This window comes from Planotetraspora mira (assembly GCF_016863275.1).
Taxonomy (GTDB): Bacteria; Actinomycetota; Actinomycetes; order Streptosporangiales; family Streptosporangiaceae; genus Planotetraspora; species Planotetraspora mira.
The window spans coordinates 186608-200677 of the sequence record NZ_BOOO01000002.1 but is presented as its reverse complement, the minus strand read 5'-3'; the positions used below and the strand labels follow the sequence as shown (position 1 = coordinate 200677).

12 protein-coding genes and 1 pseudogene are annotated in these 14070 nt (G+C 69.8%); 6 read left to right on the top strand and 7 right to left on the bottom strand.

The window, feature by feature from the left end:
- Window positions 1–144: 144 nt before the first annotated feature.
- Window positions 145–1239, bottom strand: a complete 1095-nt coding sequence (locus Pmi06nite_RS02680; protein WP_203951185.1) for a substrate-binding domain-containing protein — start codon at window positions 1237–1239, stop codon at window positions 145–147.
- Between the two features lie 47 nt (window positions 1240–1286).
- Between Pmi06nite_RS02680 and Pmi06nite_RS02675 the strand changes: the two genes are divergently transcribed.
- Together Pmi06nite_RS02675 and Pmi06nite_RS02670 are read left to right on the top strand one after the other, a co-directional pair.
- Entirely contained in the window at window positions 1287–1784 is a 498-nt protein-coding gene (locus tag Pmi06nite_RS02675) for a MarR family winged helix-turn-helix transcriptional regulator (protein WP_239113531.1), read from the top strand.
- A 75-nt stretch (window positions 1785–1859) separates the two neighbouring features.
- Complete coding sequence (locus tag Pmi06nite_RS02670) at window positions 1860–3440, top strand: alkaline phosphatase D family protein (protein ID WP_239113530.1); 1581 nt, start codon at window positions 1860–1862, stop codon at window positions 3438–3440.
- 80 nt (window positions 3441–3520) lie between these two features.
- Here Pmi06nite_RS02670 and Pmi06nite_RS02665 read toward each other — a convergent pair whose 3' ends face one another.
- Together Pmi06nite_RS02665 and Pmi06nite_RS02660 are read right to left on the bottom strand one after the other, a co-directional pair.
- Window positions 3521–5968 (bottom strand): poly(ethylene terephthalate) hydrolase family protein, encoded by a 2448-nt coding sequence (locus Pmi06nite_RS02665; RefSeq protein ID WP_203951184.1) that lies wholly within the window; start codon window positions 5966–5968, stop codon window positions 3521–3523.
- 711 nt (window positions 5969–6679) lie between these two features.
- Complete coding sequence (locus Pmi06nite_RS02660; RefSeq protein ID WP_203951183.1) at window positions 6680–7138, bottom strand: hypothetical protein; 459 nt, start codon at window positions 7136–7138, stop codon at window positions 6680–6682.
- Here Pmi06nite_RS02660 and Pmi06nite_RS02655 point away from each other — a divergent pair.
- Both Pmi06nite_RS02655 and Pmi06nite_RS02650 read left to right on the top strand, forming a co-directional pair.
- Window positions 7133–7273, top strand: coding sequence for a hypothetical protein (locus Pmi06nite_RS02655; protein WP_203951182.1), 141 nt, complete (start codon window positions 7133–7135; stop codon window positions 7271–7273). The genes Pmi06nite_RS02660 and Pmi06nite_RS02655 overlap by 6 nt on opposite strands.
- A 70-nt stretch (window positions 7274–7343) precedes the next feature.
- Window positions 7344–8753 (top strand): HNH endonuclease signature motif containing protein, encoded by a 1410-nt coding sequence (locus Pmi06nite_RS02650; RefSeq protein ID WP_203951181.1) that lies wholly within the window; start codon window positions 7344–7346, stop codon window positions 8751–8753.
- Window positions 8754–9072: 319 nt separating this feature from the next.
- On the opposite strand, the gene rocD is transcribed toward Pmi06nite_RS02650, so the two are convergent.
- The 4 genes from rocD to Pmi06nite_RS02630 form a co-directional block, all read right to left on the bottom strand.
- A complete protein-coding gene (gene rocD / locus Pmi06nite_RS02645) occupies window positions 9073–10326 on the bottom strand; it encodes an ornithine--oxo-acid transaminase (protein ID WP_203951180.1) in 1254 nt (417 codons plus the stop codon).
- Window positions 10323–11159 carry a dimethylargininase gene (gene ddaH / locus Pmi06nite_RS02640; protein ID WP_239113528.1) on the bottom strand — a complete coding sequence of 279 codons (837 nt, stop codon included), beginning with the start codon at window positions 11157–11159 and terminating at the stop codon, window positions 10323–10325. The genes rocD and ddaH overlap by 4 nt, the downstream gene beginning before the upstream one ends.
- A gap of 107 nt (window positions 11160–11266) precedes the next feature.
- The gene (locus tag Pmi06nite_RS02635; RefSeq protein ID WP_203951179.1) at window positions 11267–11716 is read right to left on the bottom strand and encodes an Lrp/AsnC family transcriptional regulator; all 450 of its coding nucleotides are present in this window, start codon (window positions 11714–11716) and stop codon (window positions 11267–11269) included.
- A 109-nt stretch (window positions 11717–11825) separates the two neighbouring features.
- A complete protein-coding gene (locus tag Pmi06nite_RS02630; protein ID WP_203951178.1) occupies window positions 11826–12503 on the bottom strand; it encodes a TetR/AcrR family transcriptional regulator in 678 nt (225 codons plus the stop codon).
- A gap of 65 nt (window positions 12504–12568) precedes the next feature.
- On the opposite strand from Pmi06nite_RS02630, the pseudogene Pmi06nite_RS02625 reads away from it, so the two are divergent.
- Window positions 12569–13231: pseudogene (locus Pmi06nite_RS02625) on the top strand (ABC transporter ATP-binding protein); the annotation flags it as partial.
- 77 nt (window positions 13232–13308) lie between these two features.
- Window positions 13309–14037, top strand: coding sequence for an ABC transporter permease (locus Pmi06nite_RS02620; RefSeq protein WP_203951176.1), 729 nt, complete (start codon window positions 13309–13311; stop codon window positions 14035–14037).
- The last annotated feature ends 33 nt before the right edge of the window (window positions 14038–14070 follow it).

Below are 14070 nucleotides of genomic sequence, written 5' to 3'. Positions count from 1 at the left end.
GGCTCCTTAACACGCGGGTACGGAGCCGTACGATAGAGCGAACCCTTTAAGACGAAAAGGTTTCGTTTGAAAGTTTTACGCGACGGACATAACGGCCCCAATGCGCCCGGCAGCGGCTCCCCACCGCGGGCGCACCGAGATGATCTAGGCGGACGTGACGAGAGAGAAGTCGAGCCCGTCGGCGCGCCCGACGTAAACGCGTTGCAGCACGTGGCGGTCGCGGAGGGTCAGCCGCCCGCGGCCCGTGGTGACGGTGACGCCGTCGGCCACCGCCTCGACGGCCGGCACGACCAGGGTGCCCGCCCGGCCCGCCAGGGCCGCCAGCATGAGGACCCCCTCATAGCAGCCGTGCCCGTGCCCGTTGAGCGACGGGGCGTCCGGCCCGAACATCCGGGCGTAACGCTCGCCCAGGCCGAGGTTGGCGTCGGTGGCGAGGCTGCCGAAGTAGCCCATGGCCGCGTAGAGCTCGCCTGTGGTGTCGCCCCCGATGGCGAGCAGGCCGTGCTCCTCCAGCGCCCCGCACAGGCGCGCGCAGCGCAGGCCGCTCAGCGCGAAGGCGCGGTTGAACATGACCAGATCGCTCCCGATGAGGTTGAGCAGCACCGCGTCAGGCCGTGCCGCGGCGAGCTCCTCGATCAGCGCGTCCATCGCCGTCGTGCCGGAGGGGACGAGCCTTTCCCCGACGATCGTGGCGGACCGCGCGCGCAGGTGCCGCCGGGCCGACGCGTGCACCAGCCGGGGCCAGACGTAGTCGTTGCCGAGCAGGAACCACCGCCGGGCCCTGCGATGCTCGACCAGCCAGTCGAGTCCCGGTCCCACCTGGAGGGAGGCCGGCTCGCCGAGGAAGTACACCCCTGGTTTGCGGGCGCCTCCCTCGTAGGGCGGCGTGTAGACGAAGGGCGCCGAGCCCGACAGCGAACGCTCGACGGCGACCCGCACGTCACTGGCGTGCGTGCCGACGACCGCCTGCACGACCCCTGCGCGCACCAGTTCCGAGACCTCGCGGGCGACCTCCGCCGGGCGCTTTCCGCCGTCGACCAGCACCAGTTCCACCGGCCTGCCCAGCACCCCGCCCGCGGCGTTGACCTCGGCGGCGCCGAGCATCGCGCAGTTGATCGCGCACGGCCCGAGCAACCCGAGCACGCCGGAGACGGGCACCACCAGGCCGACGCGGAGCGTCTCGGCACGCAGCAGATGCGCTTCGAGGGGGTCGATGACCACCGTGACAGGATCGGCCACGTGCACGAGTATGGCGCTTGCGCGCTCGCGAACGAAGGGAGCCCTCTGTGGTGACGGCGGGACCCGACGGGGGGCGTGAGACCCCCCTTCCCCCTGTGCGTACGGAGCCCCCTCCGGCGGTCACCGGGCTCGGTTCCTCACTCGCCTACCTGCTGAGCCGGGCCGAGCGGAGCGTCAACCGGGCGCTGGCCGCCGCACTCGCCTCCGAGGACGTGTCCGTCGAGCAGTGGCGCATCCTCCAGGCGCTCGCGGACGGGCGCGGGCATTCGATGGGCGACCTCGCCGAGGCCGCGCTGATGCCGCATCCCACGCTGACCAAGGCGGTCGACCGGCTCGTCGAGCGTGCCGTCGTCTACCGGGGACACGATCCCGCCGATCGCCGGAAGGTGGCGGTATTCCTGGCGGATCGGGGCAGTGACCTCCTGGGCCGTCTCGAAGCGGGGATCGCCGAGCACCACCGGGCGATCCTCGCGATGTACGGCACGGCCAGGACCGGGGAGCTCATGCGTGAACTGGAGGTCCTCGTGCGGTCATTGGAAGGCTGACCGCGGCGGGTCCTGGTGTCCCCGGTCTTACCCCCGATCCCGAGACCCCCGATCCCCGATCTCCGAGGAGGCTACGTGCCCGACTTGCTGGTGGGGCCGATGTTGCGCCACGTCGACGATACGAGCGCCTCCGTCTGGGTGGAGACGAGCGAGCCGTGCGAGGTCACCGTCGGCCTGGGCGGCGGACGCAGCACGGAGCGCACCTTCACCGTGCACGGCCATCACTACGCGATCGTCGACGCCGAGGGTGCGGGCGAGTACACCGTCGAGTTGGACGGACGGCCCGTGTGGCCGGTCGAGGGTTTCCCGCCGAGCCGGGTACGCCCTCTCGCGGAGCTGGGCACGGTCGTCTTCGGCTCCTGCCGTACGAGCGTCCCGCACGACGACGCGCACGAGAGCGTCCACGGCCCCGACGTGCTCAGGGGGTACGGCTTACGCCTGATGGCGGGGGAGGACCCGCCGAGCCTGCTGCTGTTCCTCGGCGACCAGGTCTACGCCGACGAGCCCTCGCCGGAGATGATCGACTTCATCCGGGCCCGACGGCGGGACGGGCCGGACGAGATCGTCGACTTCGAGGAGTACGCCGAGCTGTACCGGCAGGCCTGGACCGAACCGGTGGTCCGCTGGGTGTTGTCCACCGTGCCCACAGCGATGATCTTCGATGACCACGACGTGCGCGACGACTGGAACACCTCCGACGTGTGGCGGCGCCAGATGGCCGCGGTGCAGTGGTGGCCGTCCCGGGTGGTGTCGGCGCTCGGCGCGTACTGGATCTACCAGCATCTCGGGAACCTCTCGCCGTCCGAGCGCAAGGCCGATCCCACGCTCGCGGCGATCCGGGCGGCCGACGCCGATGGCGCGGTGATCCTCGACGCGTTCGCGAAGCGGGCCGACGAGGATCCCCCCTCGACGCGGTGGAGCTACGCGCGCGACATCGGCGGCACGCGCCTGATCATGCTGGACACGCGGTGCGCGAGGAGCCTCGAACCCGGGCGCCGCAGGATGATCGACGACGAGGAATGGTCCTGGTTCACCGATCTGGCCACGGGCGGCGTGGACCACCTGCTCATCGGATCCTCGGTGCCGGTGTTCCTGCCGAGCGGCATCTTCGACGTGGAGAGCTGGAGCGAGGCCGTCGCCGGCGGGGTGTGGGGCCGCCGCGCGGCCGTCTGGGGGGAGAAGGTCCGGCAAGGGCTCGACCTCGAGCACTGGGGCGCGTTCCGCAGGTCCTTCGACGACCTCGGCCGCCTGCTCGTCGACGTCGCCGCGGGCCGGCGCGGGCGGGCGCCCGCCACGATCGTGCTGCTCTCCGGTGACGTGCACTACTCGTATCTGGCGGCGGCGGGACCCGCGTCCGCCGACCTGGACGCGGCCCGCATCTACCAGGCGGTGTGCTCGCCGATCCGCAACCCGCTGAGCCGTACGCTGCGGTTCGCCAACGTGGTCGCCTCGTTCGGCGTCGCGGGTGTCGCGGGCGCGATCCTGGCGCGTCTGGCGCGGCTGCCCCGCCGCTCCTTCCGCTGGAAGATCACCGATGGCCCGTGGTTCCCCAACGCGCTGGCCGCTCTCGACCTCGACGGCCGTTCGGCCGTCGTCCGCTGGTATGCGGCGCGTCCCGACTTCGGGGAGACAGTCCGGGTACGGCTGGCGCCGTGAGCGCGCCAGGCCGTACCCGTCTCAGAGTCTTCTCAGGGTCTTCTCAGAGGGCTTTCGGAGGGTTTTCTTGAGGGGCCCGGTCAGGGGAGAAGGTCGTCGTCGGTGACGATCAGCCGTGTGAAGCCCGCGCCGATCGTCGCGTTGGTCGGCACGGACGCGACCACCTGGTAGGACTGGGCGGCGGCCGCGGGTGTCGTGTCTCCGGCGAGCGGCACCTGGAAGGTGGCCGACGTCCTCCTGGCGGGGATCACCACCTTCTCGGCCAGCTGGGTGATCACCGGGGTGGCACCACTGGTGATCGACTGGATGTTGACCGTGACCGGCACCTTGCTCCGCTCCGACAACGTCAGCGTCATCGTCGCGGTGCCCGGCCCGTCGCCCTCCGGAACGGTGAGGCCCTGGACCGAGACCTGCGGCAGGTCGGCCAGATCGGTCTCACCGACCTTGGACGTGGAGAACGCGAGGTCGCCGAGATAGACGCCGCCGGCCGTACCGGCGCCCATGAGGCGGATCTCACGCACGTCCCGCAGGTCGACGCCGGCGAGCGACTTCGCCGGGACGCGGACCGTCCGCAGCCAGGTCTTCGGCAGCGGCGAGGTCGTGCCGGGGAACGGCGTGAGCGCCGAGCTCACGCTGGACAGCGGGACCGACTTCGACCGGCCCCGTCCGTCGACGACACCGACCGTCAGGTCCGTGCTCGTCTTGACGTTCTCGTCCAGCGCCGCGCGGAAGGTCAGCGCGTCGTAGCGGGAGACGTTCCGCGACGACTTGGGCAGAGCGATCCGCACCTGGCCGGTGGCGTCGGTCCAGGCGAACCGGAGGACCGGCGTCGCGGTGACGTTCCCCGCGTACGTCGCGGGCGTCCACGACGGCGCCTGCGAGGTGGTCAGCGCGGCGGCGCAGGACGGGAGGCCGCTCTGCGGCGAACGGTCCAGCATGCTCGCGCAGATCGTCGCGGTCGCCGCACCGGTGATCCGCACGGACGGTGAGACCGAGGTGAACGGCGCCACGTCCAGGCGATCACGTGCCGGAGCCTGTGCCACGGCGTGCACGACGGCCCGGCCGGCGGACGCGGCCGTGGCGCCACTGCCGTCGAAGAGCGGCAGCAGTCCCTTCTCGTGGCCCTGGACGAGGCGGAAGAAACCCGCGATGTAGGCGGTGCCGACGGCGTACTGCTCGGCCGCGGTCAGCCGGGTCGGGGCGGTGCTTCCGCAGACCGGGTCGTTCCTGTTGCTCCAGTCGTCCGAGGCGGGGGCGACGGCCACGCCGGGGGTCCACTCGGTGTTGAAGAAGTTGTGGTCGGCGCCCATGACCATCAGCGAGGAGCGGAAGGCGGAGTCGTCCGGATCGGCGTACAGGGAGTCGTCGTAGAAGTGCTGGCCCTGCTGGTTGGAGACGTCCCCGTCGCAGTAGGGGAGGATCACGGCCATCGGGACGTCGGGCAACGTCGCACGGGCGAAGTCGGTCGGCGCGAGCGGCAACACCGCCTTGATCCCGTACGGCTTGGCCCGCCCGGCGTTGAGCAGCGCCGCCTTGACCACGCCCTCGCCGCCGCGTGAGTGGCCCATCAGGCCGATGTCGTCCATGTCGAGACGGTTCTTGAAGAGCTTGACCATGGTGGCGTCGCCGCGTCCCTTGGCGGCGTCGGCCAGCAGGTCGAGGTGCCGCATGACGACTTCGCCGCGGGCGAGGGCTCCCCGGTCGTCGCTGAAGGGGTTGTCGGCCGCGTTGACGCCGTTGGCGCTGACGGACACGACGACGTATCCGTGGCTCGCGAGCACGTCGGCCGCGCCGTCGTAGCCCTTGTAGCTGGGGATGGGCACCTGGCCGGCGGGGCACGGCCACTGGGAGTTCGACGTGGCCGGGGTCGTGGGGTTGTAGCACGCAGAGTGGCGGCCGTGGAGGAAGACCACCAACGGCCGCTTGCCGCGTGCGTGGTCGGGGAGGTAGACGGCGGCACGGATCTCCGCGGGGCGGCCGCCGAGGCCTTCGAGCGTGATCGCGGTGTCGCCGAGGTCGTATTCGCCGTGCGTGACGTGGTAGGGCCCGGGTGTGGCGGGGTCGACGGGACTCTTGGTGGGACTGGTCGTTTGCTGCGGAGCGGGAGCGGTCGATGGAGAGGCAGTGGTTTTCGGAGTTTCCGGAGCATGAGCGGTCGTCCGGGAGTTCACCCCGGTGTCGCCGGAGGGCACCTCGCCGTTCCAGGCCACCTCGACGGACGACGGGTCCGCGGCGCTCGGGTCGGAGGTGATGATGGTCAGGGCCGTGCCATCCGGCGACTCCTCGGCGGGGCCGAGTGACGTGCCGTCGACCGCGAGTTCCGGAACGGCGTCGCGGACGGGCAGCGGCTCGTCCAGGTGGAGGGTGATCCGGTGGCCGCCGTCCACGGGTTCGACCGACCAGCGGCCGTCGCCGCCGACGGGCTCCGGGGCGGCGAGAGCGGGTCCTGCGAAGAAGGTTGTGGAGATTGTCGTGGCGGTCGCCAGGGCGAGGACCGTCCGCTTCCAGGCCTGCGCGGGTGAGCGCATGTCTTCCCCTTCGGGTGCATGGCCCTGGTACCGGTCCGACGAGGGACTTTTGCCAGGGTTTGGTGCATTACAGCCCGAATAAGATCATTCCTGGATTGCCGGTGCGTGTTACGGCATGTTGCGTCGTCGTTAATGATCTACCGGTCGGAAAGGCCGGGTTGGGACGCCGGGTCGGGACGCTGGGTTGGGACGCGCTGGCACGAGGCGCCGTGAGGTGGCATGCGGCGGCATGGGGCCGTTGGGCGCGGGCATGAGGCGCGGGGGGGGCGTGGGGCGCGGGCATGAGGCGCGGGGGGCGTGGGGCGCGGGCATGAGGCGCGGGGCGGCATGGGGGCGGCATGGGGGCGGTACGGGGTGGTACGGGGCTGCAACGGGGGCTGCCGCGCTTCGCCGGGGGCGACCGCGAACGGCGTGAAGGCCGCAGAGAGGGGCTGCCTGGGGCCGTTTGGCGGCCGGCCTGCATGGCTGGCCCGCCTGGCTGGCCCGCCTTGGTCCGCCCTTGCCTGCCCAACTGTTGCTGCCCGGCTCCGCTTGGCTCGTCCTGAACCTCGCCATGTGGTCGTATCCGCCCAGTCAGCCCGCAGCCCTCCCTTGACCATTAGGTCCCGGTCCCGGGCTTAGCTCTGCCGATCTATGCGGGGTTGCTCGCCGCGAGCGAACGGATGGAAATCCTGTTCGAGATTTGTAGCTGACCGGTCACGGAGTGTGAGATTATTCGTACAGGTTTTCGATTAGGGTGACCGGAAGGGAGAGGGACGTGGTCAATTCACACGGGCGGCACGTCTCGGGTTCTTCTGTGGCCGATCCCGGTGTCGAGGAGATGCCGTGTGGCCCGAGATGGTGGGCGGAGGTCACGGCACGGGCCCAGACGTGGTCGTCCGACGGCAGTTCGGCCTTGAGCCGCCCGCCGTTGGAGGACGTGTGGCCCGACTTCACCGAGCCGAGGCCGTCACGGCCATACGCGACATGGCCGGATGCCGACTGGCCGGAATCATCCAGTGCAGAGTCACCCGACCCAGAGTCGCCCAGCCCGGAGTCGTCCAACGCGGGGTCGTCCAACGCGGGGTCGTCCAACGCGGGGTCGTCCAACGCGGGGTCGTCCAGCGCGGGGTCGTCCAGCGCGGGGTCGTCTGAAGCGCCGTCGCCTGCCCGGGGCTCGAACCCGTGCACAGACCCGGCCTCCTCCTCCTCCCCTTCCTCGGACTCGGACTCAAGAGCGGGCTCGGGCGCACCGACCTCCGGGACGTCGATGTCGGGTTCGGCGGGCGCAGGCTCGGCCCGCTCGGATTCGGCCGGATCCGCTGATGGGCACGGCACAACCAGCACAGCCGGTTGGGCCGGCTCGGGTGGTTCGTCAGCCGAGTCGGATGCGCTGGTGGCCGCGATCGTCGAGACGGCCTCGGGGCTGGCGCTCGCGGGGTTGCCGGGTTCGGTGGCGGTGTGTGTGGAGCAGGTTCAGGAGTTGGTGTTCGCGCGGGATCGGTTGACCTCGGCGATCGCCGCCCGGGTGGAATGGGTGCATCGGGCGGGTGCGGCCAGGTCCCAGGGGCATGCCAGCACCCGGATGTGGTTGCGGGGCGGGTGTGGGACAAGTGCGGGGTCGGCGTCGCGGCTTGTCGTGTTGGCGACGGAGTTGGCGCGTCTTGGTGTGGTGCGGGTGCGGTTCGCTGAGGGGAGTTTGTCGGAGGGGCAGGTGAGTGCGATCTGCGCGGCGACGAGTGGGCTCACTGATGAGCAGGCCAGGCTCGCTGAGCCGATCTTGGTGGGGTTGGCGGATCGGGCGAGTCCGGCCGAGGTGGCCAAGGCGGGCCGGTATCTGCGGGAGTTGCTGGATCCCGGTCAGGCGGGCAAGGACAGGGATGCTGATTACGCGCAGCGGTTCATGGTGGTTCGCCCGACTGGTTCTGGTGGGGTGGAGGGCGAGTTCCGGCTTCCCCGTGAGGCGGCGGCCCGGTTGCGGACTTGGCTGGACGCCTATGCCAAGCCCAGGGTTGAGGGTGATGAGCGGCCGCTGCGGGTCCGCAATGCCGATGCGTTGATCACGCTGTTGGAAAACAAGATCACTACTGAGTTGCTCGTCCTGGTCAACGCCGAGTCCCTCCCCAAAGACCACACCGCCCACGATGACGCAGATGAGGCCGGTGAAGGCGACCAGGCCGCAGGTGGTCATGCCAGGAGTGGCAGTCAGGGGGCTGGACACGCTGCGGACGCTCAGGCCAAGGGTGGTCAGTCCGCTCGAGGTCAGACCGATTCCAGGGGACCTTGGGGGAGTGTGCCTGGCCTGTCCGGGCTGGGGTGTGTGATGCCGGGATTGTTGCTGGCCACCGGCCAACTCCTGTCCCACGACGACATAAGCCGTCTCGCCCGCACCTCGACCCTGGTGCGGCTGGTGATGGACGCCGATGGCCAGGTCCTCGATATGGGACGCGCTGTACGGTTGGCAACCGGAGCGCAGAGAAGGGCGGTCTTCGCCCGCTACGCCACCTGCTGGATCGACGGCTGTCCGCTCCCGGCGACGCTGTGCCAGATCGACCACGCCGACAACTGGGCCGACGGCGGCCTGACCGACCTGCGCCTGCTCGGACCGGCCTGCCAGTTCCACAACCGCGACCGCTACCGCCACCCCGACCGGTACCAACGCCGCCGCGAAGGCAAAGACCGCTGGGCCTACACCTACACCGGCCGCCGCTGCACCACCCGCAGATCGCCTTCTTCGCCCGAGAGCAGACCACGCGACACCCAAGACAGTGCGTCAGCGGGTGGGAGGGGGCCGAACGCACCCTGACCAGACCGCCGGGGCAACGACCGCTCCTCGGCCCTCCCTGGCCGGTCAGCAGCCTGTGGCCCGACGCGGCGGCGGGGTCGCGGTGCCCGGTCAGCAGTCAGCTGCGCCGTGGCCACTGACCGTTCTCCACCCGTCCGGCCGAAGCCGACGGGGGAGGCTGAACGTCGCCCGCAACCGGGTCCGTGCGACCAGGCACGCCGACCGGGCTACGTCGACGGGCCAACGTCTCATCGCGACCGGCCGGACGGCGGGTTGATCAAACCCGACATCCGGCCAGATCGCGACGGTCCGATGCCTGACGTCTCAGGCTCTGAGGGGCCTAGCGACTCGCGAACTCGGACAGTACAGCGGCGAGCTGATCGACGGCCCAGCCGAGGTCCTCTTCCGTGACGACGATGGGCGGAGCGAGCCGGATCGTGGAGCCATGGGTGTCCTTGGCGAGCACGCCCCGGCGCATGAGCGCCTCGCTGACCTCGCGGCCGGTGGCGAGAGAGGGGTCGATGTCGACACCCGCCCACAGCCCACGACCGCGCACGGCCACCACGGGCGTGCGTCCGGCCGCATCCGGGGCGATCAGCGCACGCAGCCGCGTGTGGAGGAACGCACCGAGATCGCGGGCCCTGGTCTGGTACTCGCCGGTGTTCAGCAGCGCGATGACGGCGTTGCCGACCGCGCATGCCAGGGGGTTGCCGCCGAACGTCGAGCCGTGCTGACCCGGCTTGAGCACCCCCAGGATGTCGGCGTTCGCCGCGACCGCCGAGACGGGGACGACTCCGCCGCCCAGAGCCTTCCCCAGGACGTACATGTCCGGGACGACCCCTTCGTGGTCACAGGCGAAGGTGTCGCCTGTGCGGCCGAGGCCCGACTGGATCTCGTCGGCGATGAACAGGACGTCGTTCTCCGAGCAGATCTCGCGGACCGCCGTCAGGTAGCCGTCCGGCGGCACGAGCACGCCCGCCTCACCCTGGATCGGCTCGATGAGGACGGCCACCGTGTTCTCGTCGACGGCCTCCCTGATCGCTTCGGCCGAGCCGTACTTCACGATCCGGAAGCCGGGCGTGAAGGGGCCGAAACCGCCTCGCGCGTCCGGGTCGGTGGAGAAGCCGACGATCGTCGTCGTACGGCCGTGGAAGTTGTCCTCCATGACGATGATGTTCGCCTGGTCGGCGGGTACGCCCTTGACCTCGTAGCCCCACTTGCGGGCGACCTTGACCGCGGTCTCCACGGCCTCGGCGCCGGTGTTCATGGGCAGGACCATGTCCTTGCCGCACAGGTCGGCGAGGCCCGAGACGAACGTCGCGAACTGGTCGTGCAGGAAGGCCCGGCTGGTGAGCGTCAGCCGGTCGAGCTGCTCACGGGCGGCGGCGATGATCGCCGGGTTGCCGTGGCCGAAGTTCAGCGACGAGTAGCCGGCAAGGCAGTCGAGATAGCGCTTCCCCTCCACGTCGGTCACCCAGGCGCCCTCCGCCGACCGGATGACGACGGGCAGCGGGTGGTAGTTGTGCGCACTGCGGCTCTCGCCGAGCCGGATGAGGTCCTCGGTGCTCAGGGGCACGTTCGTCGGCGCGCTCATCGGCGGATCTCCAGGGTGCAGCACTTCGGGCCGCCGCCGGCCTTGCGCAGCTCGCTCAGATCGACGGGGACGACCTCGTAGCCCCGGTTCTCGAGTTCCAGCGACAGCTCCTTGGCCTCGGCGTTCACGACGATGTGCCGTCCGTCGCTGACCGCGTTGAGACCGAGGACCTCCGCGTCGGCGGCCGTGGCGATGACGGCGTCGGGGAACAGCCGCTGGAGCACCCTCTGGCTGCCAGAGGAGAACGCCTCGGGGTAGTAGGCCACGTTGTGTCCGTCGAGCGGGAACAGCGCCGTGTCGAGGTGGTAGAACCGCGGGTCGACCAGCCGGAGCGTGACCACCGGGCGGCCGAGGAACTCCTGGGCCTCCATGTGCGCGGCCACGTCGGTGCGGAAGCCGGTCCCGGCCAGGATCATCTCGTCGAGCGTCAGGTAGTCGCCCTCACCCTCGTTGGTGAACGACGCTTCCATCGACTCGTAGCCGCGGTCCGCGAACCACCGCAGGTAGGCGGGACCCTCCGCCGCCCGCTCCGGGTGGGTGAACCTGGCGCCGTAGACGCGTCCGTCGACGACCAGGGCCCCGTTGGCGGCGAACACCATGTCGGGCAGGCCCGGGATCGGGTCGATCAGGCTGACCGTGTGCCCCAGGCTCTCGTAGGCCTCTCGGAGGCCCTCCCACTGCCGTACGGCGGTCGCGGTGTCGGCCCCGGCCAGCGGGTCCATCCACGGGTTGATGGCGTACGAGACGGCGAAGAACTCGGGTCGGCACATCAGGTAGTGCCGTGCCGTACCGGCTCGTTCACTACGCGTCGTCACGGCCAAAGGTGTGGTCATTCAGGACTCCATGCGGAAAACCGGTCAACGGTCCCCTTAGCGTAAGAACGCCGAAAGACCAGGCCAATCAGTGCGCGTTGCGCCTTGGCGTGGATTGGTTGCGTCCTTCAGCCTGTTTGCGGTGATCCGTTAACCAGCCGGGAAAGCACGATGGCGCTCTTGGTCCGCACGACGAACGGTTCGGCGGCCAGGCGCTCGATGATGCGTTCCACGTCCCGCACATCGGTCGCGCGGATGTGCAGAAGGGCGTCGGCCTCGCCGGTCACCGTGCAGGCCGAGATGACCTCCGGATGCACGGCGACGGCGGCCCCGATCTCGGCGGGAGAGGTCTTCCCCCGGCAGAACAACTCGACGTAGGCCTCTGTCGTCCAGCCGAGGGCCGACGGCTCGATCCTCGCGCTGAATCCCGTGATCGCGCCGGTGGCGACGAGCCGGTCGACCCGCCGCTTGACCGCCGGAGCGGACAACCCAACTTGAGCGCCTATTTCGGCATATGTAGAACGGGCATCCTCGACCAGGGCCCGGATGATGGTGCGATCCAGCTCGTCCAACTTCACGTGGACCTGTATACCGGGCGCCGAGCCCGGCACGGCGATCGCGTGGGTCCCCGATTCCCGTGTCCTGATTTCTACGTCCTGTCCCGTGCTCGCGGCCGTGGGGTACGGCTCAGGTCTGGACCCGGTCCCCGGCGACCGGCGTGCCGGGATCGGCCTGTCGCAGGGCGTAGTCGCCCACGCCGAACTCCAGTTGGTCGAAGGCCAGTGTGGCGTCCAGCCGGATGCCCTCCACGACCCGGTCCATGTCCTCGCCGGCCATCCGCCGGATCGTGAAACGCCGGGTCAGCGTACGGAGGACGGAATTGATCTGGGCCGCCACCAGCCACGGGGTCAGGTCGTCCGGGTCGGCGTCCACCGCGTCGGCGAGCGCCCGGGCGAACTGCTCCTCCCGGTTGTAGTCCAGGACGGTGAGGCGGGCGACCAGGGACTGGCTCTCCCGGACCCGCCGCGCGAACAGGTCGCTGCCCTCGTGGATCCCGTATCGCCAGTCGCCGGTGTCGAGGGCGTCGAAGAAGTCGCGTCGCACGGCCTGGACCGCCGACTCTCCGAGGCGTCGCTCCTCGATGATCCGTCTCGGCAGGCTCTCGACCTCGTCACTGCGGTCGAGGAACAGGTCCTCCTTCGTCTGGAAGTAGTTGAAGACGGTGTTCACGGACACGTCGGCGGCCCTGGCCACCTCGGCGACCGTGACGTTGTCGAACCCGCGTTGCAGGAACAGGCCCATCGCGATGTCGGCGATCCGCTGGCGGGTCTCCCGCTTCTTCCGCTCCCGCAGTCCCTCTTCCATGCGACCGATTCTAGTATGCCATCCAATTTTTAAGTGACACCAAAATTGGCGTTACTCTAAGAAACATGATTCATGTCAGAGGGCTCACCAGATCCTTCGATTCCGTCGAAGCGGTCCAGGGCGTCGACATCGACGTCTCCAAGGGGGAGATCGTCGGTTTCGTCGGCCCCAACGGCGCCGGCAAGACCACGACGCTTCGCATGCTCACCACACTGCTGCGCCCCACGTCGGGCACCGCCACCGTGGCGGGCCACGACCTGTTCGCCGACCCCGCGGGCGTCCGGCGGCGGATCGGCTACGTCGCCCAGGGCGGCACCGTCGGCCCGTTCTCCGAGGTGGGAGAGGAACTCGTGCTCCAGGCCCGCCTGTACGGCCTGAGCCGGGCCGACGCCCGTGACCGGGTGACCCGGCTCCTGGCCGAACTCGACCTGACGGGCGTGGACAAGCGGCTCGCCGGATCGCTCTCGGGCGGTCAGAAGCGCCGGGTGGACATCGCCATGGGACTGCTTCACCGGCCCGAGTTGCTCTTCCTCGACGAGCCGACCACCGGGCTCGATCCGCAGAGCCGTACGAACCTGTGGGGCCACGTCCGGCGGTTGCGCGAGGAGGCCGGGATGACGGTCTTCCTGACGACGCACTACCTGGAGGAGGCCGACGCCCTGTGCGATCGGATCCTCATCATCGACCAGGGTCGGATCGTGGCGTCGGGCACACCGGCCGAGCTCAAGGCCGCCCACGACGCGGGCACGCTCGACGAGGTCTTCCTCTCGGTCACCGGCCACGAGCTTCGCGAGGGGGTCGCAGCGTGACCGCTCTCGCCGCCCTCACGGGCTATTACCTGCGTGCGAGCTTCAAGAGCAAGTTCGCCGTCGTCTTCGGCGCGGTCCAGCCGGTGTTCTATCTCGTGATCTTCGGCCCGTTGTTCTCCCGCAGCGGCGTCGGCTCCTGGGACACGCTCGTGCCCGGTCTGCTCATCCAGCTCGGCCTGATGAGTTCGGGGCTGGTCGGCTTCGGCATCGTCTTCGACCAGCGGTTCGGGGTCCTCGAACGTCTGCGGGTCACTCCGGCCCGCCGATCGACGCTGCTGTTCGGGCGGGTGCTCAAGGACAGCCTCGTCCTGCTGATCCAAGCCGTGGTGATCATCGCGCTCGGCTACGCGCTCGGGCTGCACGCGCGGCTGACGGGTGTGCTGCTCGGCCTGCTGCTGCTCACCGTGCTCTCCGTCGGGATGGCCGCGCTGTCGTACGCGGCCGCGCTGACGATCAGGCAGGAGCTCTTCGCCCCCGTCATGTCGACGCTGATGATCCCGTTGATGTTGCTCTCCGGCGCGCTGCTTCCCATGTCCCTCGCCCCGGCGTGGCTCGACGTGGTCTCCAGGTTCACTCCCTTCCGTTACGCCGTCGAGGCGCTCCGCGAGTTGTTCGCCGGCTCGTACGCGTCACCCACGGTGCTGTGGGGAGTCCTGGTGACGCTGGTGTTCGTCGGCGGGGGGTTCACGATCGGCACGAAGGTGTTCCAAAGGGAAAACACCTGATCAAAGGCTGGAACGGTTCAGGCAATTCGTAGC